Annotated in this window: 25 protein-coding genes; 12 read left to right on the plus strand and 13 right to left on the minus strand. The window is 74.7% G+C overall.

The window, feature by feature from the left end; genetic code table 11:
* Nucleotides 1-28 precede the first annotated feature (28 nt).
* The 5 genes from tsaE to ACY34I_RS07925 form a co-directional block, all read right to left on the minus strand.
* Nucleotides 29-511: a tRNA (adenosine(37)-N6)-threonylcarbamoyltransferase complex ATPase subunit type 1 TsaE gene (tsaE, locus tag ACY34I_RS07905; protein WP_462753887.1), complete on the minus strand. Its 483-nt coding sequence runs from the start codon at nucleotides 509-511 to the stop codon at nucleotides 29-31.
* Nucleotides 508-1,599: an alpha/beta fold hydrolase gene (locus ACY34I_RS07910; protein ID WP_462753889.1), complete on the minus strand. Its 1,092-nt coding sequence runs from the start codon at nucleotides 1,597-1,599 to the stop codon at nucleotides 508-510. The genes tsaE and ACY34I_RS07910 overlap by 4 nt, the downstream gene beginning before the upstream one ends.
* Nucleotides 1,596-2,714, minus strand: a complete 1,119-nt coding sequence (alr, locus tag ACY34I_RS07915; RefSeq protein WP_462753891.1) for an alanine racemase — start codon at nucleotides 2,712-2,714, stop codon at nucleotides 1,596-1,598. Before alr ends, ACY34I_RS07910 begins: the two co-directional genes overlap by 4 nt.
* 102 nt (nucleotides 2,715-2,816) lie before the next feature.
* Complete coding sequence (locus tag ACY34I_RS07920) at nucleotides 2,817-4,286, minus strand: NAD(P)H-hydrate dehydratase (RefSeq protein ID WP_462753893.1); 1,470 nt, start codon at nucleotides 4,284-4,286, stop codon at nucleotides 2,817-2,819.
* Between the two features lie 56 nt (nucleotides 4,287-4,342).
* Nucleotides 4,343-4,711 carry a holo-ACP synthase gene (locus ACY34I_RS07925; protein WP_148793559.1) on the minus strand — a complete coding sequence of 123 codons (369 nt, stop codon included), beginning with the start codon at nucleotides 4,709-4,711 and terminating at the stop codon, nucleotides 4,343-4,345.
* Nucleotides 4,712-4,920: 209 nt separating this feature from the next.
* Here ACY34I_RS07925 and ACY34I_RS07930 point away from each other — a divergent pair, with 209 nt between their 5' ends.
* On the plus strand, nucleotides 4,921-5,217 hold the full coding sequence (locus ACY34I_RS07930) for a type VII secretion target (RefSeq protein WP_462753895.1): 297 nt from the start codon (nucleotides 4,921-4,923) through the stop codon (nucleotides 5,215-5,217).
* On the plus strand, nucleotides 5,214-6,824 hold the full coding sequence (locus ACY34I_RS07935) for an alpha/beta hydrolase (RefSeq protein ID WP_462753897.1): 1,611 nt from the start codon (nucleotides 5,214-5,216) through the stop codon (nucleotides 6,822-6,824). Before ACY34I_RS07930 ends, ACY34I_RS07935 begins: the two co-directional genes overlap by 4 nt.
* 65 nt (nucleotides 6,825-6,889) lie before the next feature.
* Here ACY34I_RS07935 and glmS read toward each other — a convergent pair whose 3' ends face one another.
* Nucleotides 6,890-8,803 (minus strand): glutamine--fructose-6-phosphate transaminase (isomerizing), encoded by a 1,914-nt coding sequence (gene glmS, locus ACY34I_RS07940; RefSeq protein ID WP_462753899.1) that lies wholly within the window; start codon nucleotides 8,801-8,803, stop codon nucleotides 6,890-6,892.
* Nucleotides 8,804-9,621: 818 nt separating this feature from the next.
* Between glmS and ACY34I_RS07945 the strand changes: the two genes are divergently transcribed.
* From ACY34I_RS07945 to ACY34I_RS07955, 3 genes are read left to right on the plus strand one after another with little or no spacing between them, the layout of a single operon-like run.
* Nucleotides 9,622-10,071, plus strand: coding sequence for an MmpS family transport accessory protein (locus ACY34I_RS07945; RefSeq protein ID WP_462753901.1), 450 nt, complete (start codon nucleotides 9,622-9,624; stop codon nucleotides 10,069-10,071).
* Nucleotides 10,072-10,128: 57 nt separating this feature from the next.
* A complete protein-coding gene (locus ACY34I_RS07950) occupies nucleotides 10,129-11,334 on the plus strand; it encodes a pyridoxal phosphate-dependent aminotransferase (RefSeq protein ID WP_462753903.1) in 1,206 nt (401 codons plus the stop codon).
* On the plus strand, nucleotides 11,331-12,440 hold the full coding sequence (locus tag ACY34I_RS07955) for a threonine aldolase family protein (protein ID WP_462753905.1): 1,110 nt from the start codon (nucleotides 11,331-11,333) through the stop codon (nucleotides 12,438-12,440). The genes ACY34I_RS07950 and ACY34I_RS07955 overlap by 4 nt, the downstream gene beginning before the upstream one ends.
* A 248-nt stretch (nucleotides 12,441-12,688) precedes the next feature.
* Here the strand turns inward: ACY34I_RS07955 and glmM are convergent, their stop codons facing one another.
* The 6 genes from glmM to ACY34I_RS07985 form a co-directional block, all read right to left on the minus strand.
* Nucleotides 12,689-14,044 (minus strand): phosphoglucosamine mutase, encoded by a 1,356-nt coding sequence (gene glmM, locus ACY34I_RS07960; protein ID WP_462753907.1) that lies wholly within the window; start codon nucleotides 14,042-14,044, stop codon nucleotides 12,689-12,691.
* A gap of 115 nt (nucleotides 14,045-14,159) precedes the next feature.
* On the minus strand, nucleotides 14,160-14,624 hold the full coding sequence (rpsI, locus tag ACY34I_RS07965) for a 30S ribosomal protein S9 (protein ID WP_030501567.1): 465 nt from the start codon (nucleotides 14,622-14,624) through the stop codon (nucleotides 14,160-14,162).
* A 20-nt stretch (nucleotides 14,625-14,644) separates the two neighbouring features.
* Complete coding sequence (gene rplM, locus ACY34I_RS07970) at nucleotides 14,645-15,088, minus strand: 50S ribosomal protein L13 (RefSeq protein ID WP_148793545.1); 444 nt, start codon at nucleotides 15,086-15,088, stop codon at nucleotides 14,645-14,647.
* Between the two features lie 191 nt (nucleotides 15,089-15,279).
* Nucleotides 15,280-16,653 (minus strand): MFS transporter, encoded by a 1,374-nt coding sequence (locus ACY34I_RS07975; RefSeq protein WP_462753910.1) that lies wholly within the window; start codon nucleotides 16,651-16,653, stop codon nucleotides 15,280-15,282.
* 123 nt (nucleotides 16,654-16,776) lie between these two features.
* Nucleotides 16,777-17,070 carry a type II toxin-antitoxin system PemK/MazF family toxin gene (locus ACY34I_RS07980; protein WP_148793543.1) on the minus strand — a complete coding sequence of 98 codons (294 nt, stop codon included), beginning with the start codon at nucleotides 17,068-17,070 and terminating at the stop codon, nucleotides 16,777-16,779.
* Complete coding sequence (locus ACY34I_RS07985) at nucleotides 17,060-17,320, minus strand: DUF6364 family protein (RefSeq protein ID WP_462753912.1); 261 nt, start codon at nucleotides 17,318-17,320, stop codon at nucleotides 17,060-17,062. Before ACY34I_RS07985 ends, ACY34I_RS07980 begins: the two co-directional genes overlap by 11 nt.
* A 221-nt stretch (nucleotides 17,321-17,541) precedes the next feature.
* Between ACY34I_RS07985 and ACY34I_RS07990 the strand changes: the two genes are divergently transcribed.
* The 5 genes from ACY34I_RS07990 to ACY34I_RS08010 are packed head-to-tail and all read left to right on the plus strand — an operon-like array spanning nucleotide 17,542 to nucleotide 20,747.
* The gene (locus tag ACY34I_RS07990) at nucleotides 17,542-17,886 is read left to right on the plus strand and encodes a YbaB/EbfC family nucleoid-associated protein (protein WP_462753914.1); all 345 of its coding nucleotides are present in this window, start codon (nucleotides 17,542-17,544) and stop codon (nucleotides 17,884-17,886) included.
* Nucleotides 17,883-18,287 (plus strand): YbaB/EbfC family nucleoid-associated protein, encoded by a 405-nt coding sequence (locus tag ACY34I_RS07995; RefSeq protein WP_462753916.1) that lies wholly within the window; start codon nucleotides 17,883-17,885, stop codon nucleotides 18,285-18,287. The genes ACY34I_RS07990 and ACY34I_RS07995 overlap by 4 nt, the downstream gene beginning before the upstream one ends.
* A gap of 21 nt (nucleotides 18,288-18,308) precedes the next feature.
* Nucleotides 18,309-18,650: a hypothetical protein gene (locus ACY34I_RS08000; protein ID WP_462753918.1), complete on the plus strand. Its 342-nt coding sequence runs from the start codon at nucleotides 18,309-18,311 to the stop codon at nucleotides 18,648-18,650.
* A 37-nt stretch (nucleotides 18,651-18,687) separates the two neighbouring features.
* Nucleotides 18,688-19,692: a hypothetical protein gene (locus tag ACY34I_RS08005; RefSeq protein ID WP_462753920.1), complete on the plus strand. Its 1,005-nt coding sequence runs from the start codon at nucleotides 18,688-18,690 to the stop codon at nucleotides 19,690-19,692.
* 14 nt (nucleotides 19,693-19,706) lie between these two features.
* On the plus strand, nucleotides 19,707-20,747 hold the full coding sequence (locus tag ACY34I_RS08010; protein ID WP_462753922.1) for a hypothetical protein: 1,041 nt from the start codon (nucleotides 19,707-19,709) through the stop codon (nucleotides 20,745-20,747).
* 3 nt (nucleotides 20,748-20,750) lie between these two features.
* On the opposite strand, the gene ACY34I_RS08015 is transcribed toward ACY34I_RS08010, so the two are convergent.
* Entirely contained in the window at nucleotides 20,751-21,446 is a 696-nt protein-coding gene (locus tag ACY34I_RS08015) for a class I SAM-dependent methyltransferase (protein ID WP_462753924.1), read from the minus strand.
* 146 nt (nucleotides 21,447-21,592) lie between these two features.
* Here ACY34I_RS08015 and ACY34I_RS08020 point away from each other — a divergent pair, with 146 nt between their 5' ends.
* Together ACY34I_RS08020 and ACY34I_RS08025 are read left to right on the plus strand one after the other, a co-directional pair.
* The gene (locus ACY34I_RS08020) at nucleotides 21,593-23,752 is read left to right on the plus strand and encodes a molybdopterin oxidoreductase family protein (RefSeq protein WP_462753926.1); all 2,160 of its coding nucleotides are present in this window, start codon (nucleotides 21,593-21,595) and stop codon (nucleotides 23,750-23,752) included.
* Nucleotides 23,749-25,200, plus strand: a complete 1,452-nt coding sequence (locus ACY34I_RS08025; protein WP_462753928.1) for an FAD-dependent oxidoreductase — start codon at nucleotides 23,749-23,751, stop codon at nucleotides 25,198-25,200. The genes ACY34I_RS08020 and ACY34I_RS08025 overlap by 4 nt, the downstream gene beginning before the upstream one ends.
* Nucleotides 25,201-25,385: the final 185 nt, after the last annotated feature.

The raw sequence follows: 25,385 nt of genomic DNA on the forward strand, positions 1-25,385 counted from the left end.
GCACTGTAGGCAGCGGGTACGACAGCCGTCAGTCCAGGGTGGCCAGCCGGGCCGCCCAGTCGCCGCCGACCGGCTCCAGCGTGACCACCCGGGTGTCGTCCTCCCGCCGGTCGATGCGGACCCGCAGATGGGCGTCGACCAACTGCTCGACCATGCCCTCGCCCCACTCGACCACGGTGACCGACTCGTCCACCGAGGCGTCCAGGTCCAGGTCGTCGATCTCGGCGCGCGGGTCGGCGGACTCCCCCAGCCGGTACGCGTCGGCGTGCACCAGGGCCACCCGCCCGCCCCGGGCCGGGTCCGGCCGGTGCACCCGGGCGATCACGAAGGTCGGCGAGGTGACGTCGCCGCGCACCCCCAGGCCGGCCCCGATGCCCTGGGTCAGCGCGGTCTTCCCGGCCCCCAACGGGCCGCTGAGCAGCAGCAGGTCACCCGCGTGCAGCATCCCGGCCAGCCGGCGGCCGAACTCGCGGGTGTCGTCGACCGTCTTCAGCTCCACGACGACGGTCACAACCCCTCCAGGAACCGCTCCAGCGCCGCGTTCACCTCGTCGGCGTGCTCCAGCATCACCACGTGCCCACTGTCGTGGATCTTCACGAACTCGGCGTGCGGCAGCCGCCGGACGATCTCCTCGGAGTGGGTCACCGGGGTGATCATGTCCTTGTCCCCCACGATCACCAGCACCGGCGTGCCGGCCAGCGCGGCCAGCGCCGGGAAGCGCGAGTGGGTGGCCAGCGTGCGCAGGTAGCGGGTGACCGTGTCGGCCGAGGTACGCGAGTTCATCGTCTCGACGTACGACACCAGGGCCGGGCTGGGCTTCGCGGCGCCGAAGCCGTAGCGGCGGGTCAGCAGCCAGGCGACGTTGGACGTCGACTTCCGGGCCTTGTCGATCACCGTGCCGCCGTACCGGGTGGCGTTGCTCATCATGTAGAGCACCGGCGCGCCGACCCGGCCGAGCAGCGCGGGCGCCACCAGCTTGGTCTCCGCGAGCAGGCCGCCCGAGGTGGCCATCAGCACGGTGCCGACCACCCGCTCGCCGAACAGCTCCGGGTAGAGCTCGGCCAGCGCCATGATCGTCATGCCGCCCATCGAGTGCCCGACCAGCACCAGCGGCCCCTCCGGGGCCACCTCGTCGAGCACCCGGCGCAGCGTCCGGCCCAGCCTGGCCAGGTCGTACTCGCCGGTCTCCAGCTTTCCCGAGCGCCCGTGCCCCGGCTGGTCGTACGCCACGATCCGGTAGTCGCCCCGGGCGGCGAGCAGCTGGCGCTGGAAGTGGAAGGTCCCCATGTCCAGGCAGAAGCCGTGCACCAGCACCACGGTCGGGTGCCCGGCGACCGGCCGCGTCGGCTCGACCACCTCCACGTGGATGTCCGTGCCGTCCGGCATCTCCAGCCGGTACGCCTCGTCGTACCGCAGCCGGCCGAAGTCCTCGTCGGCGTACCGGTCGGTGGAGTCGGTCTTGAGGCGGCGGACCAGGACCCGCTCACTCACCACCCCCGCGGCGAGCCCCGCGGCGGCGACACCGACGGCGGCGCCGACCACTCCGGCCACCCGCCCCGCGGCGGTACGCGGCCGGGGAACACGGAACCGAGGACTCACGGGTGTTCGCCGTCGTAGACGCGGGGCACCCGGACCCCGCCGAACCGGGTCACGATCTCGTAGTTGATGGTGCCGACCGCGTCGGCCCAGTCGTCGGCGGTGGGCTCGCCGTCCGCGCCGCTGCCGAAGAGGGTCGCCACGTCCCCGGCCGCCACCTCGTCGTCGCCGCAGTCCAGCACGAACTGGTCCATGCAGACCCGGCCCGAGATGGTCCGCCGCTTGCCGCCGAGCTGCACCGGACCGGTGTTCGAGGCGTGCCGGGGCACCCCGTCGGCGTACCCGAGCGGGACGACGGCCAGGTTGGCCTCCCGCTCGGTCAGGTAGGTGTGGCCGTACGATACGCCGGTGCCGGCCGGGACCCGCTTGGTCAGCATCACCCGGGCCCGGGCGGTCATCGCCGGACGCAGGCCGAACTGCTCGCCGGCCACCGGGGAGAGGCCGTAGATCGCCAGACCGGGACGAACCAGGTCGAAGTGGGCGTCCGGGCGGGTCAGCGTGGCGGCCGAGTTGGCCAGGTGCCGGTAGCGGGGCCGCAGCCCCGCCGTCTCCGCCATCTCCAGCCCCTCGTGGAAGACGGCGAGCTGGCGGTCGATGGTGGGGTGGCCGGGCGAGTCCGCGTACACGAAGTGGCTCCACACCCCGACCACCTCGACCAGGCCGTCGGCCTGGGCCTTCGCGGCGGCCTCCAGCAGGGCGGGCCAGTCGGCGACGGTGGCGCCGCCCCGTGACAGGCCGGTGTCGATCTTCAGGTGCAGCCGGGCCGGGCGGTCCGCCCGGCGGCCCGCCTCGATCATCTCGTCGAGCTGGGTGAGGCTGGCGCAGCCCAGGTCGACGCCGACCGCGACGCCGTCGTGCAGCGGCAGCCCCGGGTCGAGCAGCCAGGCCAGCACCGGCGCGATGATCCCCTGCTGGCGCAGGGTCAGCGCCTCGTCCAGCGTGCAGACCCCGAGCCAGTCCGCGCCGGCGTCGAGCGCCGCGCGGGCGGCCGGCACCATACCGTGGCCGTACCCGTCGGCCTTCACCACCGCCATCAACTCGGCGCTGGTGCCCGACTTGAGGCGGGCCACATTCTCCCGGATCGCGTCCAGGTCGACGCGCACCTCCGACTGCCACATGCCCCCAGCCTACTTCCGCCGGTGATCACCGTGGCCCGGAGCCGCGTGGTCCGCCCGCCGGCCGCGCCCACCGCCGGCCCAGCGGCGGGCGGCGGTTCGCCGTCAGCCCAGGCGGGCGATCACCGGGCGGAGCGCGGTCGCCACGTCGGGTGCGGTCACCGGCCCGGTGCGGGCCGCCTCCCGGCCGGCGAGCCCGTGCAGGTACGCCGCCGCGGCGGCCGCCCGCTCGGCCGGCAGCCCGGCGGCGAGCAGCGAGCCGAGGAGCCCGGCCAGCACGTCGCCGGTGCCCCCGGTGGCCAGCACCGCGGTGCCGGTCGGATTGACGTACGCCCGGCCGTCCGGGGTGCCGATGATCGTGCGGTCGCCCTTGAGCAACACCACCGCCTTCATCCAGGCGGCCAGCCGCAGCGCGGCTCCCACCCGGTCCGTTCCCGGGGTCTCCCCGCAGAGCCGGGCGTACTCCCGGTCGTGCGGGGTCACCACGATCGGCGCGTCCCGCTTGCGCAGCAGGTCCGCCATCGCGCCGTCGACCAGCAGGGTGAGCGCGTCGGCGTCGAGCACGGCCGGCACCGGCGCGCTGAGCACGGCGCGCAGCTCGGTGGCGGCCGGCTCGCCCGTGCCCAGCCCGGAGCCGCAGACCCAGGCCTGCACCCGGCCGGCGTCGGCGACCCGGCCGGTGGCGATCACTGACGGATGGTGGTGCAGCACCTCCGCGCGGGCCCCGCCCGCGTAGCGGACCATGCCGGTCGGACCGGCCAGCGCGCCGCCCACCGAGAGCACCGCCGCGCCGGGGTACGTGGCAGAGCCGGTCGCCACCCCGACCACGCCCCGGCTGTACTTCTCCGAGGACGGGCCGAGCCGGGGCCACCAGTCGACCACGTCCGACCACTCGGTGACCCGCAGCGCCGGGGTCCCGCGCAGCCACGGCCCCAGCCCGATGTCGACCAACTCCACGTGCCCGGCGAGCGCGGCGGCCGGGCCGACCACCAGGGCCGGCTTCAGCGCCCCGAAGGCGACCGTCACGTCGGCGCGTACCGCGCAGGGGCGGCCGGCGGCGGTGAGCGGCACGTGGCCGGTGTCCACCGCGACGCCGCTCGGCACGTCCACCGCCACCACGGTGGCCCGGGTGCCGTCCCGCCCGGAGCGCTCCGCCAGGCTCGCGGCGAGCTGCTCGGCGGTCTCCCGCAGCCCGCCGGCGCCGCCGATCCCGACGATGCCGTCGAGCACCAGGTCCACCACCGCCGGGGGCCGGTCCACCAGCCGTCCGCCGGCGGCCCGCAGCGCGGCCAGCCCCTCGGCGTGCGCGCGGCCGGGGGTGAGCAGCAGGGTGGAGACCGCGGCACCACGGCGGGCCAGGTGCGCGCCCGCGTACAGGGTGTCGCCGCCGTTGTCGCCGGAGCCGACCAGCAGCAGCACCTGGGCGCCGTAGACGCCGCCCCGCTCGGCGAGCAGCAGCGCGCAGCGGCGGGCCAGCCCGGCGGCGGCCCGCTGCATCAGCGCCCCGGGCGGGAGGGTGGCCATCAGGCCGGCCTCCGCCGCGCGTACGTCCGCGACCCGCCACACCGGTCTCATGCCACCCCGTCCCGTTCGTCGTTCCGCCCAACCGGCCTGCCGGCCCGCCGGTCGCCTCACCGTTCCGCGACCACCATGGCCGACGCGATCCCGCCGTCGTGTGACAACGACAGATGCCAGCGGTTGATCCCGCGTTCGGCCGCGGCGGCGGCCACCGTGCCGGAGACGGTCAGCCAGGGCCGACCGTCCGGATCCGACACGATCTCGCAGTCGTGCCAGCGCAGCCCGCCCGGCGCACCGAGCGCCTTGGCCACCGCTTCCTTGGCGGCGAACCGGGCGGCCATCGACTCGGGCGAGCGCGGGTTGCCGGCGCGGGTGAACCGCTCGGCCTCGGTGAACAGGCGGTCGGCGAGCAGCGGTGTCCGCGCCAGGGCCCGGGCGAACCGGTCCACCAGCACGACGTCGATGCCGACAGCCACGATCACGGGCCTCACCCTACCGGCGGTCGCGGCCGCAGATTAGCCACCGGCTGCGCGGTGGACAACGCCTGTGGACAACCCGGGGGTACGCCCACCGCCGGTTGTCCACAGGGCCGGTGCGGGCCGGCGGGCGCCGCCTAGCGTCCCGGTTGCCCGATCGTTCGTGTCGCCGCCGGTGGGTCCCGCCGACGGCCTGTTCCCCGGGGAGTCCACCGATGACCGAGGAGCCGTTCACCGTCGAGCCGGAGTTGCTGCGCGGGGTCGCCCGCCAGCTGGGCGACGACGCCTACCGGCTGGCGCACGGGCTGGCCGGGACGCCGGGGCTGGTGGTGCCGGCCGACGGCTGGCGAGCCGGGGCCGCGCTGGCCGAGCTGGAGGCGGCGGTGCACCGCTGGTGCGGGGCGCTCGCCGCCCGGGTGGCGGACACCGCCGAGGCGGTCCGCAGCGCCGCCGACGGCTACCAGGCGACCGACGAGCGGGCCGCCCGACGGCTGGCCGGGATCCCCCGGTGAGCGGCCCCGCCCTGGTCGAATACGCCCAGCTCTGGCGGGCCGACCCGGGTGCCTGGACCCGGGCCGGGGGGGCCTGGCGGGGGCTGGTCGGCCCGGTCCGGCAGCGGGCCGACGGGCTGGCCGCCCGGCTGACCGCCCTGCGTCCCGGCTGGTCCGGCGGGGCCGCCGCTGCGGCGCAGGGGCGGATCGGGGCACTGCACGGCGGGCTGACCGAGGTGCTGCCCGCGCTGGTCGAGGTCGACCAGGTGCTCGCCGAGTTCGCCGTCCGGCTCGGCACGGCGAAGGCCCGGCTCGCCGCCGCCGTGGCGCACGCCGACGCGGGCGGCCTGCTGGTGGACCGGGTCGGGGCGGTCCGGCCCGATCCGGCCCGCCGGCGTCCCGCCGCCCCGGTGGGCGCCGGGGTGGCCCTGGTGGCGGCCGAGCTGCGCGACGCGCTGGCGCTGGCCGGCGGGGCGGACCGGGAAGCCGCCGCCCGGCTGGGCGAGTTGGCCACGGCGGCGGTCACCGGCTGGGTGAGCGTCCCGCCGGGCCGGCGACCGGCACCGGGCGCCGGTCCGGCCGAGGTGAGCCGCTGGTGGGCCGGGCTCACCCCGGCCGAGCGCCGTTGGCTGGTCGGCCACGAGCCGGCCCGGGTCGGTGGCCTCGACGGGGTGCCGGTGGCGGCTCGGGACCAGGCCAACCGGTTGCTGCTGGCCGAGCGGCGGGCGGGGTTGGCCGCCGCCCGCGCGGCCCGGTTGCGCCCGCTGCCGCCGGGGCTGCCCGAGCTGGCCCGGCTGGCCCGACTCGCCCGGGTGGAGGCGGCCCTGCGCGGCCTCGACGCGCTCACCGAACGGCTGGCCGCGCCGCGGGCGCCCCGGGCGTACCTGCTCGGGCTCGACCCGGCCGGGGACGGGCGGGCCGTGGTGGCGCTGGGCAACCCGGACCGGGCCACGGCGGTGCTGACGTACGTCCCGGGCATGACCGCGGACCTCGCCGACGCCCCCGGCGAGCTGGGCCGGGCCGCCCGGGTGCTGGACCGGTGCGCCGCGCTCGGGCCGGGCGAGGAGACGGCGGCGGTGCTCTGGCTGGACTACGACGCACCGGACTTCCTGCCCGAGGCGGCCCGGGCCGGGCAGGCCGAGGACGCCGGGCCGGCGCTGCACCGGTTCCAGGAGGGGCTGCGCGCCTCGCACGAGGGTCCGCCGGCCCGGCAGACCGTGCTCGGCCACAGCTACGGCTCGCTGGTGGTCGGCACCGCCGCCCGCGACCACGGGCTGAGCGCGGACGCACTGGTCTTCGTCGGCTCCCCCGGCACCGGGGTCGACCACGCGCGCGAGCTGCGGATGCCTCCCGGCCAGGTCTGGGCCAGCACGGCGCCGGACGACGTGATCCGGCTGGCCCGGCCACCGGACGAGCTGGCCCGCCGGGCGGTGCTGGCGGGGACGCCGCTCGGCCCGGTGGCGGCGGTGCTGGACCGGCGCGACCCCGAGCTGTGGTTCGGGCGTGACTCGAGCGACCCTGGCTTCGGCGGCCGGCGCTTCCCCAGCGGCCGCTACGGCCACGCCGGCTACTGGGAGCCCGGCAACCCGGCGCTGGACGGGATGGCCCGGATCGTGCTGGGCCGATGAGCGCGGCGGGTGCGGGCATGACGAGGCCCCTCCACCGTGGGGCGGAGGGGCCCGGTCAGGGTGGACTACTCGACGGTGACCGACTTGGCCAGGTTGCGCGGCTGGTCGACGTCGTGCCCGCGCGCGGCGGCGATCTCGGCGGCGAGCACCTGGAGCGGCACCGTGGTCACCAGCGGTGCCAGCAGGGTGGGCACTCGGGGCACGTAGATCAGGTGGTCGGCGTAGCGGACGACCGCCTGGTCGCCCTCCTCGGCGATCACGATGGTGCGAGCGCCGCGGGCGCGCACCTCCTGGATGTTGGAGACGACCTTGTCGTGCAGCATGCCCCGACCGATCGGCGACGGCACGATGCAGATGACCGGGGTGCCCTTGTCGATCAGCGCGATCGGGCCGTGCTTCAGCTCGCCGGCGGCGAAGCCCTCGGCGTGCATGTACGCCAGCTCCTTGAGCTTCAGCGCACCCTCCAGCGCCACCGGGTAGCCGACGTGCCGGCCGATGAAGAGCACGGTCGGTTCGGACTTCAGGTCGCGGGCGAGCTCCCGGACCGGCTCGATCCGGTCGAGCAGTTCGCGCAGCTTGCCCGGCACCTCCTGGAGCTGGGCGACGACCGCGCCGACCTCGTCGGCGAACTTGATCCCGCGCACCTGGGCCAGGTGCAGACCGATCAGATAGCAGGCGACCAGCTGGGTGAGGAACGCCTTGGTCGAGGCGACCGCGATCTCCGGGCCGCCGTGGGTGTAGAGGACGGCGTCGGACTCGCGCGGGATGGTGGAGCCGTTGGTGTTGCAGATGGCCAGCACCCGGGCCTTCTGCTCCTTGGCGTGGCGCAGGGCCATCAGGGTGTCCATGGTCTCGCCGGACTGCGAGATCACCACGATCAGCGTGGAGCGGTCGAGCACCGGGTCGCGGTAGCGGAACTCGCTGGCCAGCTCCACCTCGCAGGGGATCCGGGTCCAGTGCTCGATGGCGTACTTGGCGACCAGGCCGGAGTGGTAGGCGGTGCCGCAGGCGACGATGAAGATCTTGTCGACGTCGCGCAGGTCCTGCTCGCTGAGGCGGACCTCGTCGAGGGCGATCTCACCGGTCTCGGTGAGCCGGCCGAGCAGCGTGTCGGCGATCGCCTGCGGCTGCTCCTCGATCTCCTTGAGCATGAACCAGTCGTAGCCGCCCTTCTCGGCGGCGGAGGAGTCCCAGTCGATGTGGAAGTCCTTGCCGGTGGCGGGCTGGCCGGCGAAGTCGGTGATCTGGATGTCGTCCGGGGTGATCAGGACGATCTGGTCCTGGCCCAGCTCGACCGCGTCGCGGGTGTGCTCGATGAACGCGGCCACGTCGCTGGCCAGGTAGTTCTCCCCGTCACCGCGGCCGACGACCAGGGGCGAGTTGCGCCGGGCGCCGACCACCGCGCCGGGGATCCCGGCGTCGACGGCGAGCAGGGTGAAGGCGCCCTCGAGCCGCTGGCAGACCAGCCGCATGGCGGAGGCGAGCAGCTGCGGGCTGTCGATCTCGCCGGCCGCGCGCAGTTCGGCCAGCGACCGGGCCAGCAGGTGGGCGGCGCACTCGGTGTCGGTGTCGCTGGCGAACTCGACGCCGTCGGCTTCCAGCTCGGCGCGGAGCCGGGCGAAGTTCTCGATGATGCCGTTGTGGATCACGGCGACCCGGCCGTCCGGGGACAGGTGTGGGTGGGCGTTGCGGTCGGTCGGCCCGCCGTGGGTGGCCCACCGGGTGTGGCCGATGCTGGTGGTGCCGTCGCCGATGCCGATCGGGCTGGCCGCGCAGGACTCCGGATCGCTGGCCGCGCGCTCGGCGAGGACCTTCTCCAGGTTGGCCAGCTTGCCGGCCTTCTTCTCGATCAGCAGCTCGTCGTCGCAGACGACGGCCACGCCGGCCGAGTCGTAGCCGCGGTATTCCAGCCGCCGCAGTCCGTCCAGCACGATGCCGAGCGCCGGGCGCGCGCCGGCGTAACCCACGATTCCACACATGGTCCGCAGCCTAACCCAGTTTCGCTCACGATGCGTGCTCGGAAGGCGGGTAAACAATCATTGAATCTGAGCGAACGGGTGGGCGGAGGGCAAGGATCGGACGAATCACCCGGGCGAGCGACCTCCGGCACGCGCTCACCCCGGACGGCGGCCACCTCCGATCCGGGCATCGAGGCGGGGCGGAATGGGCCGGCCCGCCCGGACGGGTGGGGTGCGGGGCCGCCCGGAATTGCCCCCGGGCCGTACATTGAGGGCCCTGGTCGGGGTCCCCCCACCACCGCACCGGCCGTCCCACGCGTCCCCTGCGAGCTGACCTGATGTCCGAGCCAACGCCGACCCCCGAGCCGCCGGCCGACGGGGGCCACCCCGATCCCACCACCCCACCGGCACCCGGGTCCTGGACTCTGCCGGACCCGCTCGCCGCCCCGCAGCCGTGGGCGCCGCCAGCGGCCTGGTCGCCGACGCCGTGGTCGCCTCGCCCCTGGTCGCCGGACCCGACCGGCACAGCGGGCACCACGGGAGGGCCTGGCACGACGGACACGCCTGGCACCACCGCCACCCCAGCCACTCCAGCCACCGCCGGCACCCCAGCCGCCACCGGCCCTTCGAGCACCACCGGCGCCCCGGCCCCCGCCGGATCGTCCGGCCAGGTCGGCGCGCCGCGACCGGCCGTCCCGCCCGTCCCGCCGCCGGCTCAACCCTGGCCCGGGTACCCCACACCAGGCTGGCCGCCGCCGGGCTACCCGCCGCCGTACGCGTACCCCGGTGCGCCACCGGCCCGGACGAACGGCGGCCGGGTCGCGGCGATCGTGGTCGCGGTGACCACCGTCCTCGTGCTGGTCTTCTGCGGCTGTGTCGGCCTAGGCGTGCTGGGCAGCTGGTACGAGGATCCGGGAACGTCCGCGGAGCCGTACGGCGACCCGGGCTACGGCGACCCGGAGGAGGACGTCACCACGGGCGCCGGGCAGCCGAGCCCCGCCACCACGCCGTCGGGCGGGCCCGGGCAGCTGACCGTCGTCTACGAGGCGACCGGCGCCGCCCTGGTGGACGTGCAGTTCTACGACGCCAACGGCGACTTCCATCAGTACGAGGGCCTGCGGTCGCCGTGGCGGCTGGCGATCACCGCCAACGACCGCGAGCGGGTGCAGGTGATCGCCTCGCCCGCCGGCCTGGCGAGCGACGACAAGGTGACCTGCTCGATCACCATCGACGGGAAGGTCGTCTCCCGGGATTCGGGCGTCTACGGGGCGACCTGCTTCGGCTGGTGACGCCGCGAGCCGAACGGCGGGCTTGCGGTGCCCGCGGCGGGCCGTAGGCTGGCCCGCGTGACGACGACCGATCCGCTGGTGGCCCGGATGCGGCCGTTCGGCACCACCATCTTCGCCGAGATGTCCGCGCTGGCCGTGCGTACCGGGGCGGTCAACCTCGGCCAGGGCTTCCCGGACACCGACGGCCCGCCGGAGATGCTCGCGGCGGCCGCCGAGGCGCTGCGTTCCGGCCACAACCAGTACCCACCGGGCCCGGGGATCCCGGCGCTGCGCGCGGCCGTCGCGGCCCACCAGCGCCGCTTCTGGGATCTGGCGTACGACCCGGACGGCGAGATCGTGGTGACCGCGGGCGCCACCGAGGCGATCGCCGCCAGCATCCTCGCCCTGTGCGAGCCGGGTGACGAGGTGATCTGCTTCGAGCCGTACTACGACTCGTACGCGGCGTCGATCGCACTGGCCGGCGCCGTCCGCCGCCCGGTCACGCTGCGTCCCGCCGGCGACGGCCGGTACGGCTTCGACCCGGCGGAGCTGCGCGCCGCGTTCGGGCCGCGCACCCGGCTGGTGCTGCTGAACTCCCCGCACAACCCGACCGGCAAGGTGTTCACCCGCGACGAGCTGGCCCTGGTCGCCGAGCTGTGCCAGGCGCACGACGCGTACGCGGTCACCGACGAGGTGTACGAGCACCTGGTGTTCACCGACGCCGCCGCCCCGCACGTGCCGCTGGCGACGCTCCCCGGAATGCGGGAGCGGACGTTGCGGATCTCCTCGGCCGGCAAGACCTTCTCCTGCACCGGATGGAAGGTCGGCTGGGTAAGCGGACCCGCGCCGCTGGTCTCCGCGGTGCTGCGGGTGAAGCAGTTCCTCACCTTCGTCAACGCCGGGCCGCTGCAACCGGCCGTCGCGCTGGCGCTCGGCCTGCCCGACGCGTACTTCACCGACTTCCGGGACGACCTGCAGCGACGGCGGGACCAACTCGTCGCCGGGCTCACCGACGCCGGGTTCGACGTGCTCGCCCCCGAGGGCACATACTTCGTCACCGCCGACGTCACCCCGCTCGGCGGCCGGGACGGGGTGGAGTTCTGCCGGTCGCTGCCGCAGCGCTGCGGCGTGGTGGCGGTGCCGACACAGGTCTTCTACGACGACGTCGAGGCCGGGCGGCGGCTGGTCCGGTTCGCCTTCTGCAAGCGCCCGGAGGTGCTGACCGAGGCGGTGGACCGGCTGCGCGGGCTGACGAAGGAGGACGACAGCGAGGTGCCGGCATGAGCGACGGGTACGCCGACCGGGTCCGCCGGCTCACCGCGCTGCGCGGCTGCGACACGGTGCTCTCCGGCGTCCGGCCGACCTCCGTGGTGGAACAGCTGGCGACGCTCCGGGCGGTCGCGGCCGACGACCTGCTGCCCGACTTCTACGGCGCGGGCGGGGCGGTCGAGGAGCTGGAACGGCGCGTCGGTGAACTGCTCGGCACCGAGGCGGTCGCCTTCTTCCCCACCGGCACCATGGCCCAGCAGGTCGCCATGCGCTACGGCGCCGAGCTGACCGGCCGGGACGGGGTCGGCCTGCACCCGCTCAGCCACCCGCTGCTGCACGAGCGGGACGCGTACGCCGTCCTCGGCGGCCTGCGCGCGGTGCTGACCACGAGCGCCCCGCGCAATCCGACCGCCGACGAGGTGGCCGCGCTCGACGAGCCGATCGGCACGCTGCTGCTGGAGCTGCCGCTGCGGGACGCCGGGTTCGTCCTGCCGAGCTGGGACGAGCTGGTCGCCGTGGCGGGGGCGGCCCGGCAGCGGGGCGCCCGGGTGCACCTGGACGGCGCCCGGCTCTGGGAGTCCACCGTCCACCTGGGTCGTTCGCCGGCCGAGATCGCCGCGCTGGCCGACAGCACGTACGTCTCGTTCTACAAGTCCCTCGGCGGCCACTCCGGGGCGGCGCTGGCCGGCTCGGCGGAGCTGGTCGCGTACGCCCGGGCCTGGCGGCACCGCTACGGCGGGAACCTCTTTCAGCAGTGGCCGGCCGCCCTCGCCGGGCTCGCGGGCCTGGCGGACGAGCTGCCCCGGCTCGCCGGCTACGTGGCGCACGCGCAGGTGGTGGCCGGGGCCCTGGCCACCCTTCCCGGGGCGCGCGTCCACCCGACGCCCCCGCACACGCACCAGTTCCGGCTGTGGCTGCCGCACCCGGCGGACGCCCTCAACGCCGCCAACCTCGCCCTCGCCGAGGAGGAGAAGGCGTGGTTCGTCGGCGGCTGGCGGGACACGGAGGTGCCCGGCACAGCGCTGGCCGAGGTGACGGTGGCCGCCCCGGCACTGGAACTGGACGCCGACCACGTGGTCGACCTGGCCGACCGCTTCCTGCGCCGGCTGTCGCCGCGCTGAGCCCGGCCCCGCCCGACCAGCGGTCGACGGGTGGCCCGGGCGACCCAGCCGGGTGGCGGAAGGCCGCGACCAGGCGCCTGGCTGATCCGTTCACGTCATCAAGTTCGTAGCGTGCCGACGACCCAGAACCGCGGCGGACCCGGCGCTGAGGGTGACCTACGGCCGGCGCGGGCGGGCGGAGCCGCATCGGAAACCGCACCGGGCGCGACGGGAGGATCCCGCCGCGCCCGGATGAGCCGGAATGGTGGTCAGCCGGCCGGGCTGGCGGTGCGTACCTGCTCGGCGATCCGCTCCGCCACCGAACGGGCGGTGGCCTCGGTGGCCGCCTCGACCATGACCCGGACCAGCGGCTCGGTGCCGGAGGGGCGCAGCAGCACCCGGCCGGTCTCGCCCAGCTCGGCCTCGGCCCGCTCCACCTCCGTCCGGACGGCCGGCGCCGCGGAGCCCACGGTCCGGTCGCCCACCGGCACGTTGATCAGCACCTGGGGCAGCTTGGTGACCACGGCGGCCAGCTCGGCGAGCGACTTGCCGGTGGCCGCCATCCGGGACATCAGGTGCAGGCCGGTGAGCACGCCGTCGCCGGTGGTGGCGTACGCGGGCATGACGATGTGGCCGCTCTGCTCGCCGCCCAGGGCCAGCCCGGAGGCGCGCAGCTCCTCCAGCACGTACCGGTCGCCGACCTTGGTCTCGAGCAGCCGGATGCCCTCGGCGGACATGGCGAGCTTCAGGCCGAGGTTGCTCATCACGGTGGCGACCAGCGTGTCCTCGGTCAGCGCGCCGGCCTCGCGCATGGCCAGGGCCAGGATCGCCATCACCTGGTCGCCGTCGACCTCGTCGCCGTCGGCGGTGACCGCCACGCAGCGGTCGGCGTCGCCGTCGTGGGCGATGCCCAGGTGGGCGCCGTGCTCCACCACGGCGGCCCGCAGCGCGTCCAGGTGGTTGGAGCCGCAGTCGTCGTTGATGTTGAGCCCGTCCGGCTCGGCGCAGATCGCGATCACCTCGGCGCCGGCCTCCCGGTAGGCCACCGGGGCGACCTCGGCGGCCGCGCCGTTGGCGCAGTCCACCACGACCTTGATCCCGTCCAGCCGGTGCGGCACGGTGCCGACCAGGTGCTGGACGTAATGGTCGGCGCCGTCCAGCAGGTCGTGCACCCGGCCCACACCGGCACCGGTCGGGCGGTCCCAGGCGGTGGCGGCGTTCGCCTCGACCGCCGCCTCGATCCGCATCTCGATCTCGTCGGGCAGCTTGTGCCCGCCGGCGGCGAAGAGCTTGATCCCGTTGTCCGGCATCGGGTTGTGCGAGGCGGAGAGCATGACGCCCAGGTCGGCCTTGGCCTCGGCGGTGAGGAACGCCACCGCAGGGGTGGGCAGCACGCCGACCCGTACCACGTTGGCGCCGGCGCTGGTGAGCCCGGCCACCACGGCGGCCTCCAGCATCTCGCCGCTGGCCCGGGTGTCCCGGCCGACCACGGCGAGCGGCGGATGGCTCTTGTCCGACTCGGCGAGCGTGTGCGCGGCGGCGACCGCCACCGCCAGCGCCAACTCCGGGGTGAGATCCGCGTTCGCCCGCCCGCGTACGCCGTCCGTGCCGAACAACCGGCCCATACGCCAACCTCCGATGAATCGCCGTTGCGAGGAGAGGAAAGCGAACGGCCGGGCCACCTCCCCGCAGAGGAGGCGGACCCGGCCGTCCGTCAGAAGTACAAGGCGCTGCTGGTGATCAGCGCTTCGAGTACTGAGGAGCCTTACGGGCCTTCTTGAGGCCGTACTTCTTGCTCTCCTTGACCCGGGCGTCACGGGTCAGGAAGCCGGCCTTCTTCAGGGCCGGACGGTCGTCCGGCTCGCTGACGATCAGCGCCCGGGCGATGGCGAGGCGCAGCGCGCCGGCCTGGCCGGTGGTGCCGCCACCACGGAGGTTGGCGATCACGTCGAACGCCTCGGCCTTCTCGGCGGTCACCAGCGGGTCCTTGATGAGCTGCTGGTGCACCTTGCTCGGGAAGTAGGCCTCGAGGTCACGGCCGTTGCAGGTGATCTTGCCGCTGCCGGGGACGATGCGGACCCGGACGATGGCCTCCTTGCGCCGGCCCACGGTCTGGATCGGCCGGTCGCCACGAGGCGCGCGGGCGACGGGCGCCGGCGCCTCGGTGGCCTCGGGGGCAACCTCGGTGGCGGTGATGTCGGTCATGCTGCTTCCTTCGCCCGCGCTCACTGCGCGATCTGCTTGATCTCGAACGGCACCGGCTGCTGCGCGCCGTGCGGGTGCTCGGCACCGGCGTAGACCTTCAGCTTCTTGATCAGCTGACGGCCGAGCTTGTTGTGCGGGAGCATCCCCTTCACGGCCAGCTCGATGGCCCGCTCGGGACGCTTGCTGAGCAGCTCCTCGTAGCCGACCTGCTTCAGACCACCCGGGTAACCCGAGTGCCGGTAAGCGATCTTCTGCTGGCGCTTGTTGCCGGTCAGCGCGACCTTGCCCGCGTTCACGATGACGACGAAGTCGCCCGTGTCGACGTGCGGCGCGAAAGTCGGCTTGTGCTTGCCACGCAGCAGCGTGGCGGCGTGGGTCGCGAGGCGGCCCAGCACGACATCAGAGGCGTCGATGACGTGCCACTGACGCTCGATCTCACCCGGCTTCGGGCTGTACGTACGCACAGGTCTACCTTGTCTCGTCGTCGGTCTGGGGTCGCGCGCCGAGGTGACCAGGCGCGCACGAACGACCAAGCGTACCTGATGCGGCACGCCTCTGAATGTCGTACAACAGCAGGCAACGATACCCGGCCGCCCGGCGGCAGGTCAAAACGGGGTGCCACCCCGCGCGGCCTGCGCTTCCACCATGGCGCAGGTCACACCCCGGAAAGCTTAGCCGGCCCCGGTCGCAGGTACACCACCCAGGTCACCGCGAAGCAGAGCGCGTACCAGCCGATGAAGGCCAGGTAGGCCGCGTCCGCGTTCCCGGCGGCGAGGAAGGACTGCCGGAAGGCGATGTTCACCAGCACCCCGCCCGAGGCGCCGACCGCCCCGGCGATGCCGATCAGCGCCCCGGACAGCCGCCGCGCCCGGCGCTCGGCCGCCTCCCGGTCCCCGGTCCGCTCCGCCTCGGTGGCGGCCCGGGCCCGGAAGATCGCCGGGATCATCTTGTACGTCGACCCGTTGCCGATCCCGGAGAACACGAAGAGCCCCAGGAACCCGCCCAGGTAGAGCGGGAACGACCGCTCGCGCGCGGCGTACATCACCAGCCCGGCACCCGCGGCCATCGCCACGAAGTTCCAGAAGGTGACCCGGGCCCCGCCGAGCCGGTCGGCGAGCTGGCCGCCGACCGGCCGGATCAGCGAGCCGATCAGCGGCCCGAGGAAGGTCAGCCAGGCGGCGTCGACCGGGGTCGGGAACCGGTCGTGGAACTGGAGTTGGAGCACCTGGCCGAAGGCGAAGCCGAAGCCGATGAACGAGCCGAAGGTGCCGACGTAGAGCAGGGACATGACCCAGGTGTGCGGGTCCCGGGCGGCCGCCCGCAGCGCCCCCGGCTCGTTGCGCGCCCCGGGAACGTTGTCCAGCCAGCGCGCCGCCGCCAGCGCGGCGAGCACGATCAGCGGCAGGTAGACCGCCGGCACCAGCCGGGGGTACGCGGCCCCGGCGGTGGCCAGCACCGCCAGCCCGACGAGCTGCACCGCCGGCACGCCGAGGTTCCCGCCACCGGCGTTGAGGCCGAGCGCCCGGCCCTTGAGCCGGTCCGGGAAGAACAGGTTGATGTTCGCCATCGAGGAGGCGAAGTTGCCCCCGCCGACCCCGGTCAGGCAGGCCAGCAGCATCAAGGTCGAGTACGCCACCCCCGGCTCGATCAGCAGCGCCATCGGCACCGCCGGCACCAGCAACAGCAGCGCGCTGACGATCGTCCAGTTCCGCCCGCCGAACCGGGCCACCGCCAGGGTGTACGGCAGCCGCAGCACCGCGCCCAGCGCCGCCGGCACGGCGGTGAGCAGGAACTTCCCGGCCGGGTCGATGCCGTACTCCGGGCCGAGGAAGAGCACCATCACCGACCAGAGGCTCCACACGGAGAAGCCGACGTGCTCGGCGAAGATCGAGACGTACAGGTTGCGGCGGGCGACCGGGGCGCCGGTGGTGTCCCAGAACTCGGGGTCCTCGGGGCGCCAGTCGGTGATTCGCCGCCGGCCCCCGGCGGTGCCCGGGGCCAGGGTGGTGGGGGAAGCGAGCGTGCGCACGGCGACTCCTCCTCGTCGATGACGAGGGGGACGCTAGGAACGGGCGGTTTCCCGGCAGTGCCCGTCGCGGGTCGGGCCGGAAACGGAGACCGCACGTCCGGCCGGAGCCGGCGGTGAGCGGGCTCAGATCTCCTGGAGGATGCGCAGCGCCCGGCCCACCCGCTGCATGGTCTCGGTGTCGGCGACGTCCACGCACTCGGTGAACCACTTCTTCATGGGCGAGGAGAGCCGGTCGGGCATCACCACGTACCCGCCCATGGGTACGGCGAGGGGCGAGTCCCGCAGCAGCGACTCCTCGACCACCTCGGCCACGATCACGATCGGCACGTCGGTGGAGTTGTAGACGTCGGAACTGATCACCAGTCCGAGCCGTTCCCGGGCGCCGGAGATGCGCCAGACCTCTCCCCTACGCAGCACGCGGGCGTCCGCCGCCGAAGAGGGCGTCGTCGACCATCGCGGCCTCCTGGTCGTCGGCCAGGGCGGCGGACTCCAGGTCGAAGCCGGCGCGGCCGACGGCGGCGGCGTGCGCGGTGAACACCTCGCGCAGCGCCTTCTCCCGGGCGGCCTGGTCCATCCAGGCGGAGAGGGAGAGCCCTTCCCGCTTGGCGAACCGGCGGGCTTCCTCGATCGTGTCGTCGGAGAACGACAGCGTCACCTTGGCGGTCATGCCGGAGAGATTACCCACTGGTATGACCGTCAGTCATCCCCGCTCGCACGGATCGGTGAACCGGACAACCAGGTAGGCGCGGGCAGGTGCCGGACCGATCGCCCGGGTGGGGAGTTCACCCGTTCAACCGACCACTCGGGGCGGACAGGGCAGAGTTCCGCCCCTAGGGTCTTTCATGATCCGGATCCTCCCCAGCACCGGATCGGGAGGGAACACCAGCCGTGGAGCCGCAGGCCATCGCCGAACGAGCGAGACGGATACGGAAGGCGGTCGCCGCGGCGTCGACAGAGCTGACCAGCGAGGACCACGCGGTCACCGTCGTCGTCGGTCCGGGCGGCGCGGTCCGCGAGCTGCACCTCAGCTCGCGCGCCTTCCGGTATCCCGGGGCCGAACTGGGCGAGCTGGTGGTCCGCACGATCCGCGAGGCGAACCTGCTGCTCCAACGCGACCTGGCGGAGACGCTCAGCGGGCTGACCGGCGGGCGTACCCGGGATCCGTTCGCGCCGCTGCCGACCGCCGCGCAGCTCCGGGCGGAGCTGGACAAGGACGAGGACCCGGGCGCATGACCGGGCAGCCACGCGAGTTCGGGCACCCGGACGAGGTGCTGGCGTTCCTGGACGGGATCCGGCAGCGCAACCAGGCGATGGTGGAGCGCTACGAGCGGTTCGCCGAGCAGGCCGGCGGGCTGTCCGGCGAGGCGTTCTCCTCGGACGGCGGCGTACGGGTCGTGGTCGACGAGAACGGCCAGGTGGCCACGGTGGACATCGCGGACGCGGCGCTGCGGCACGGCGGCCTGCTCGCCGGGATGATCCTCGGCGCGATCCGAGAGGCCCAGGCGGCCCGTGCGCTCAAGCTCGCGGAGCTCGGCACCGAGCTGGGTGGCGTCCCCACCGTCGACCTGGTCCGCGAGGCGATCCCCGAGCACGTCCGCGACATCGTCGACCAGCGCCCGGGGCGGCGCTGGTGACCGGGCCGAGAGGAGACCGACGTGGGTGACGGCATCGTCGTCCCGACCGACAAGCTGACCAGCACCGCCGAGGTGCTGAAGGCGCTCGCCACGAGCGCCGACCAGATCGCCGACGGCCTGGCGAAGGCCGATCCGCCGGACGTGCTCTGGGGCGCCCTCGGGGCGGCGTTCATGAAGGGCACGTACGACGGGACGGCGGAACAGGCGCGGGACCACATCCGGACGATCTCGAAGGCGCTGCACTCGCAGGGCGGCGCCATCAAGGCGAGCGCCGACCGCTACCAGGAGTTGGACGCGGCGTTGCAGCAGGCGTTGGAGCAGGCGTTCCAGCGGTTCCAGGACAAACTCTCCGGCGGCAAGTGACCGGCGCCGCGGCCACCGACAACGGGAGCGACCCCTCGTGACGACCACCGACGACAACGACGCCTACCTGAGCAACAACAGCGACGACGGCGGCCAGTACGCCGGCAACCTCGGCATCACCGACGCGATCGACTACAAGTGGGACTCCGTCCTCCCCATGGCCGAGGCGGCCAAGAACCTCTACACCGGCATCTCCGAGGGTGAGTGGACGGACATCAAGGCGGGCGTCCTGGACTTCGCCGCGAACGGGGTGGCGGTCTGGATCGACCCGCTGAACTGGCTCATCTCCGCCGGCCTGACCTTCCTCATCGACTTCGTGCAGCCGTTGGAGGACCTGCTCAGCCTGGTCACCGGCAACGCCGAGCGGATGGAGCCGTACGCCGAGCAGTGGGAGCAGCTCGGCAAGGCGCTGGTGCCGCTGGCCGCGGCCGTCCGGCAGGCCGCCACCGACGAGCTGATCGAGTGGGCCGGCCGGGACGCGGCCGCCGCCAAGACCCGCCTGCTGGAGTTCGCCGACGCGATCGAGGCGACCGGTGGGGAAGCGGCCTCCATCTCGGGGCTGCTCATCCTCTTCTCGAAGCTCATGGCTGCCGCCCAGCAGATCATCATCGGCATCCTGGCGACCCTGATCGAGTGGATGATCGTCGAGTGGGCGATAGCCATGGCCGCGGCGGCGCCGACCATGGGTGGCTCGGTGGCGGCCGCCGGGGCGGCGACCGGGGTGCAGGCGACGGTGGCCACCACCCGGGCCGTGCGGGTCATGGACCGGGTCGTCCAGTTGCTGCTGCGGATCCGGGACCTGATGGCCCGGGTCCTCCCCGCGGGCCTCATGGCCAACGTCGGCAAGAGCGTGGTGCAGTTCCGGGGTTCCAGCGCCACCCTGTCGACGGCGTTCCGGATCACCGGGAGCGTCCTGCGGGATCCCGGCGGCTACCTCGGTCCCGGAGTGAACGCCGAGACGGGGCTCACGAAGTACCTGACGGCCGGCGACTCCTCAATGTCCGACCAGCAGATCGACGACGCCCTGGACGTGACGAAGTGAACCGCTGGGAGAAGATGACGCCCCCGGGGGGCTACCCGGACGCGCCCGTGGTGGCGTGGCCGGTGGGCGGGCCGGCCCCCGCACTGCCACCGGGCATGGCCGGCGTGTCGGTCCGGGTGCGGACCCGGGGGTCCGACCCGGCCACCTGGCTGCAGCTGAAGGCGGTCGGGGTGGATGACCGCCCGATGTGGCGCGGCTATGGCCGCATGGTCACCGTCGTCGAGCCGGGCGAGCACCTGGTCGAGGTACGCGGGCCGGGTTCCGCCGAGTCGGTCCGCCGGGTCAGCGTCCGTCCCGGTGAGGTCGCCGAGCTCGAGTACTTCATGCCCGCGTCGTACGGCACCGTCGAGGGGGTGCTGGCCCGGCCTCCGGTGCGCCGGCGACCGGGGCCCGGCGCCTGGGTCTTCGTGCTGCCGCTGCTCGCCGTGTCCGCGTTCCCGCTGCTCCCCGGCAAGCTGAGCCCGCCGGTGGCCGCCGCCGCGGCGGCCGGGCTGATCGCCGGGCTCGTCGGCCTGGCCCTGCTGGTGAGCCGGGGCAAGCGCGCGATCGACCGGCGCCGACGGGTGGCGGCGTCGTACGAGTCCACCGGCGACGTGCGGGACGCCGACCGAGGAATGTTCCTCGGCGACGGCGAACCGCCGGCCGGGCTGACCGACGCCGGGCGGGGGGCCCTCGTGGTCACCGGCAGCTCGGCGCAGGAGTACCGGTGGAACGGGTTGGGCGTGGTGTCCCAGCCGACGGAGGACCCGAATTCCTGGGTCCCCTGGCCGGTGCTGTCGATCGACGGCGAGCGGCGCCCGTTCTCGTGGCGGACCTGGGCCTACCGTCTCCCGCCCGGTGAGCACGAGGTGACGGTCGAGATGCGGGCGCCGGGCGGTGCGGAGGTGGCCGCGCCCGAGCCGGTACGGGTGCCCGTCCAGATCGTCGCTGGCCAGGTCAGCCGCCTGGACCTGCGGGTGAAGACCCGGACCGAGGTCCACTCGACGAAACGTGGCGCCCGGGTCCCCACCCAGGTCACCCGGTTCACCGCGACGGTCGAACCGAAGGTGCGCTGAGCGTCACGGGCGGCGACCGCCGAAGACGGCGAACCGCCACTCCTTGAAGAAGCAGTCCACGTCGGTCAGGCCAGCGTCGGTGAGCCAGCCGCACTGGTCGGCCACCGGCGCCGGCCGGTCGTGCCGCATCCGTTCCCGGGCCGCGGCGATCTCCTCGGCGTCCGAGCCCAGTTCGGTGATCCGGGCGGTCCAGACCTCGTCGTAGCGCCGGTCCAGCGCCGGGGTCGGCCCGGCGACCTGCTCGGCGTTCACGAACACCCCGCCGGGCACCAGCGCCTCGGCCGCCCGCCGGTAGAGCGCCCGCTTGCCGTCGTCGTCCAGGTGGTGGATGGCCAGGGCGGAGACCACCGCGTCGTACCGGCCGGCGGGCAGCGGGTCGGTCAGGTCGGCGAGCACCGTCCGGTGCGGCACCCCACGGGCGGCCAGGTGGCCGGTGGCCACCGCGAGCATGCCCGGCGCGGCGTCGACCAGGGTCAGCCGGACGCCGGGGACCGCCGCCGCGATCAGCAGGGAGAGCAGGCCGGTGCCCGCGCCCAGGTCCAGCACCTCCGGGGTACGCCCCGAGGCGAGCGCCGCCCGCAGCGGCGGCGCGGCGACCTCGACCGCGGTGCCGTAGAAGGCGTCGAAGCAGGGCACCAGCCGGCGCCGGGCCTCGTCGTAGACCCCCGCCACCGCGTCGAACGCGTCCGCCACACCCATCGCGCCTCCCACTATCCAAGACTGTTGTCTCACACTCTAAACCTGGCCGTCCGGTCCGTCACTCCCGTGCGGTGTGAGGCGCTCTTGACAGGACCGAAACAGACGGGACCCGGACCGGAAACCGCCCGGCGGCACGCTTTCCCGACATGACAGACGGTGCACGCGTGACAACGCGGCGGGGGACCCGGGAGGTCGCCACGCACTGCCCGTACTGCGCGCTCCAGTGCGGCATGGTGCTGCGGGAGAGCGGGCCGCGGATCGAGGTGGCCCCGCGGCCGTTCCCCACCAACCGCGGCGGCCTGTGCCAGAAGGGCTGGACCGCCGCCGACCTGCTCGACCATCCCGACCGGCTGACCAGCCCGCTGCTGCGGGACCGGCCCGGCGCGCCGCTGCGCCCGGCGAGCTGGGACGAGGCCCTCGACCGGGTGGTCGCCGGGATCCGCGCCGTCCAGGACCGGCACGGGCCGGACGCGGTGGCGGTCTTCGGCGGCGGCGGGCTGACCAACGAGAAGGCGTACGCGCTCGGCAAGTTCGCCCGGGTGGCGCTGGGTACCCGGCACATCGACTACAACGGCCGGTGGTGCATGTCCTCGGCCGCCGCGGCCGGGCTGCGCGCCTTCGGTGTCGACCGGGGGCTGCCCTTCCCCCTCGCCGACCTCGGTCGGGCGGACACCCTGCTGCTGGTCGGCGCGAACCCGGCCGAGACCATGCCGCCGCTGCTGCGCCACCTCGCCGACCAGCGCACCCGGGGCGGCCGACTGATCGTGGTCGACCCCCGGCTCACCGCAACCGCCCGGCAGGCCGACCGGCACCTGCAACCGCTGCCCGGCACCGACCTGGCGGTGGCCAACGCACTGCTGCACATCGCGCTCACCGAGGGCTGGCTCGACCGGGCGTACGTGGCCGGCCGGACCAGCGGCTTCGACGAGGTCCGGCGGACCGTGGCCGGGTACTGGCCGGCCGAGGTGGAACGCCTCTCCGGGGTGCCGGTGGCCGACCTGGAGGCCACCGCCCGCGCACTGGCCACCGTGGACCGGGCGATCATCCTCACCGCCCGGGGCGCGGAACAGCACGCCAAGGGCGTCGACACCGTCACCGCCTTCGTCAACCTCGCCCTCGCCCTCGGCCTGCCCGGCCGCCCCGGCTCCGGGTACGGCTGCCTGACCGGGCAGGGCAACGGCCAGGGCGGGCGGGAGCACGGGCAGAAGGCCGACCAGCTCCCCGGGTACCGGCGGATCGACGACCCGGCGGCCCGCGAGCACGTGGCGCGGGTCTGGGGCGTACCCGTGAGCGACCTGCCCGGACCCGGCGTGCCCGCGTACGCCCTGCTGGACGCCCTCGGCACCGCGGCCGGCCCCCGGGCGCTGCTGGTCTTCGGTTCCAACCCGGTGGTGTCCGCGCCCCGGGCGGCCCGGGTCGAGTCCCGGCTGCGCGACCTCGACCTGCTGGTGGTGGCGGACTTCCTGCGCTCCGAGACGGCCGAGCTGGCCGACGTGGTGCTGCCCGTCGCGCAGTGGGCCGAGGAGGACGGCACGATGACCAACCTGGAGGGTCGGGTGCTGCGCCGCCGCGCGCTGCGCGAACCCCCACCGGGCGTCCGCACCGACCTGGAGGTGCTCGCCGCCCTGGCCGCCCGCCTGGAAGGAGGGGATCCTTCCTATCGCCGAACGCATAACCGGGCGCCCCGGCCAACACCCGAGGCGGCGGAGCGGTTTCCGGCTGATCCGCGGGTGGTGTTCGAGGAGCTGCGGCGGGCCTCGGCCGGCGGGCCGGCGGACTACGCCGGGGTCACCTGGGAGCGGGTCGAACGGGACGAGGGCGTCTTCTGGCCCTGCCCGGACCCGGAGGGGCCGGACACGCCCCGGCTCTTCACCGAGTCCTTCCCGACGCCGGACGGGCGGGCCCGCTTCCACCCGGTGACGCACCGGCCGGCCGCCGAGGAGGTGTGCGCCGACTACCCGCTGCACTTCACCACCGGCCGGGTGCTCGCCCAGTACCAGTCCGGCACCCAGACCCGCCGGATCGACGCGCTGCGCCGGGCCGCCCCGGAGGGCTTCGTCGAGCTGCACCCGGACCTGGCCGACCGGCTCGGCGTCGCCGAGGGCGACGCGGTACGGGTGGTCTCGCGCCGGGGCGAGCTGCGCGCGCCGGCCCGGCTCAGCCCGGCGATCCGGCGGGACACCGTCTTCGCCCCGTTCCACTGGCCGGGAGCCGCCCGGGCCAACTCGGTCACCAACGACGCCGTCGACCCGGTCTCCGGGATGCCCGAGTTCAAGATCTGCGCGGTCCGGGTGGAGAAGGCATGAGGATCGTCATCGTCGGCTACGGGATGGCGGGCGCGCGGGTCGCCGCCGAACTGCACGCCCGGGGCGGGGACCGGAAGATCACCGTGCTCGGGGCGGAGCCGCACCGGGCGTACAACCGGATCATGCTGTCCACCCTGCTGGCCGGGAAGATCGGCGAGCCGGACGTGGAGCTGACCGAGGCCGCCGGGCAGGGCGTGGACGTGCGGACCGGGGTGGCGGTCACCGCGATCGACCGGGTCGCCCGGGAGGTGTGCACCGCCGACGGGGACCGGCACGGCTACGACCACCTGGTCCTCGCCACCGGCAGCCGGGCCCTGGTGCCGCCACTGCTCGGGCTCGACCCGCTGCCCGACCGGGTGATCCCGTTCCGCACGCTGGACGACTGCCGACGGATCCTCGCCGCCGCCCGGGGCGCCCGCCGCGCCCTGGTGCTCGGCGGCGGGCTGCTCGGGCTGGAGGCGGCCCGGGGACTCGCCGCCCGGGGGCTGGACGTGACCGTGGTGCACCCGACCGGGTGGCTGATGGAACGGCAGCTCGACCCGACCGCCGGGGCGGTGCTCGCCGACACCCTCGCCGGGCTCGGCGTACGGACCGCGCTGGCCGTTCCGGCGACCGGGGTGGCCGCCGACGCCGACGGGGTCCGCCTCGACCTCGCCGACGGCCGCTCGCTCCACGCCGACCTGCTGGTCCTCTCCTGCGGCGTACGCCCCGACACGGCACTGGCGGCCGCGGCCGGGCTGGCGGTGGACCGGGGCGTGGTGGTGGACGACCGGCTGCGGACCAGTGACCGGCGCATCTCGGCGATCGGCGACTGCGCCCAGCACGACGGGGAGCTGACCGGGCTGGTCGCCCCGGCCTGGGCGCAGGCCCGGGTGGTGGCGCAGGTGCTGGCCGGGAAGGACCCGCTCGCCCGGTACCGGCCCCGGCCGGTGGTGACCCGGCTCAAGGCGGCCGGCATCGACCTGGCCGCGATGGGCGACGCCACCGGCGCCACGCCGGCCGACGGCACCGTCCACGGTGGTCCGGTCGAGGAGCTCACCTTCGCCGACCCGGCCCGCGGCACGTACGCCCGGCTGCGGATCCACGACGACCGGTTGACCGGGGCCATCCTGCTCGGCGACAACCCGGCCGTCGGCACGGTGGTGCAGCTCTTCGACCGGGGGACCCCGGTGCCGGCGGACCGGCGGTCGCTGCTGCTCGGGCGGGCGTTCGGCCCCGCCCCGGCCGCTCCCGCCGCGTCTCCGGCCCTGATGCCGGACGCGGCCACGGTGTGCCAGTGCAACGACGTCCGCAAGGGCGCGCTGGTGGCGTGCTGGCGCTCCGGCGCCCGGACGGTCGAGGAGCTGTCGGCGGCCACCCGGGCCGCGACCGGCTGCGGCGGCTGCCGGGACGCGGTCGCCGGCATCGCCGACTGGCTCGCCGGGGCCGAGCCGGTGGTGTCGCGATGACCGGGCTCGGGGTGGGGCGACGGCCCGGGCGACGGAGTCCGGCGTCCGGCCGGACGGTGACGACGGCCCGGGAGCCGGGCGCTGCGGCAACGACGCCACGGCGGCCGGCCGGAGGATCCGGTGCCGGTCAGGGAAGAGATCGCGACGCGGTGGAGGTGACGCGATGAGCGATTCGGACCGCTCGG

This window comes from Micromonospora sp. RTBAU3-60, assembly GCF_054963695.1.

What these genes read in the sequence shown, in the direction of transcription:
- ACY34I_RS07995 (WP_462753916.1), top strand. Translation starts at nt 17,883, where the DNA reads ATGACCGGGCAGCCACGCGAGTTCGGGCACCCGGACGAGGTGCTGGCG.
- ACY34I_RS08015 (WP_462753924.1), bottom strand. Translation starts at nt 21,446, where the DNA reads ATGGGTGTGGCGGACGCGTTCGACGCGGTGGCGGGGGTCTACGACGAG.
- ACY34I_RS07955 (WP_462753905.1), top strand. Translation starts at nt 11,331, where the DNA reads ATGAGCGACGGGTACGCCGACCGGGTCCGCCGGCTCACCGCGCTGCGC.
- alr (WP_462753891.1), bottom strand. Translation starts at nt 2,714, where the DNA reads ATGTGGCAGTCGGAGGTGCGCGTCGACCTGGACGCGATCCGGGAGAAT.
- glmM (WP_462753907.1), bottom strand. Translation starts at nt 14,044, where the DNA reads ATGGGCCGGTTGTTCGGCACGGACGGCGTACGCGGGCGGGCGAACGCG.
- ACY34I_RS08020 (WP_462753926.1), top strand. Translation starts at nt 21,593, where the DNA reads ATGACAGACGGTGCACGCGTGACAACGCGGCGGGGGACCCGGGAGGTC.
- ACY34I_RS07985 (WP_462753912.1), bottom strand. Translation starts at nt 17,320, where the DNA reads ATGACCGCCAAGGTGACGCTGTCGTTCTCCGACGACACGATCGAGGAA.
- ACY34I_RS07930 (WP_462753895.1), top strand. Translation starts at nt 4,921, where the DNA reads ATGACCGAGGAGCCGTTCACCGTCGAGCCGGAGTTGCTGCGCGGGGTC.
- rpsI (WP_030501567.1), bottom strand. Translation starts at nt 14,624, where the DNA reads ATGACCGACATCACCGCCACCGAGGTTGCCCCCGAGGCCACCGAGGCG.
- ACY34I_RS08010 (WP_462753922.1), top strand. Translation starts at nt 19,707, where the DNA reads ATGACGCCCCCGGGGGGCTACCCGGACGCGCCCGTGGTGGCGTGGCCG.
- glmS (WP_462753899.1), bottom strand. Translation starts at nt 8,803, where the DNA reads ATGTGTGGAATCGTGGGTTACGCCGGCGCGCGCCCGGCGCTCGGCATC.
- ACY34I_RS08025 (WP_462753928.1), top strand. Translation starts at nt 23,749, where the DNA reads ATGAGGATCGTCATCGTCGGCTACGGGATGGCGGGCGCGCGGGTCGCC.
- ACY34I_RS07920 (WP_462753893.1), bottom strand. Translation starts at nt 4,286, where the DNA reads ATGAGACCGGTGTGGCGGGTCGCGGACGTACGCGCGGCGGAGGCCGGC.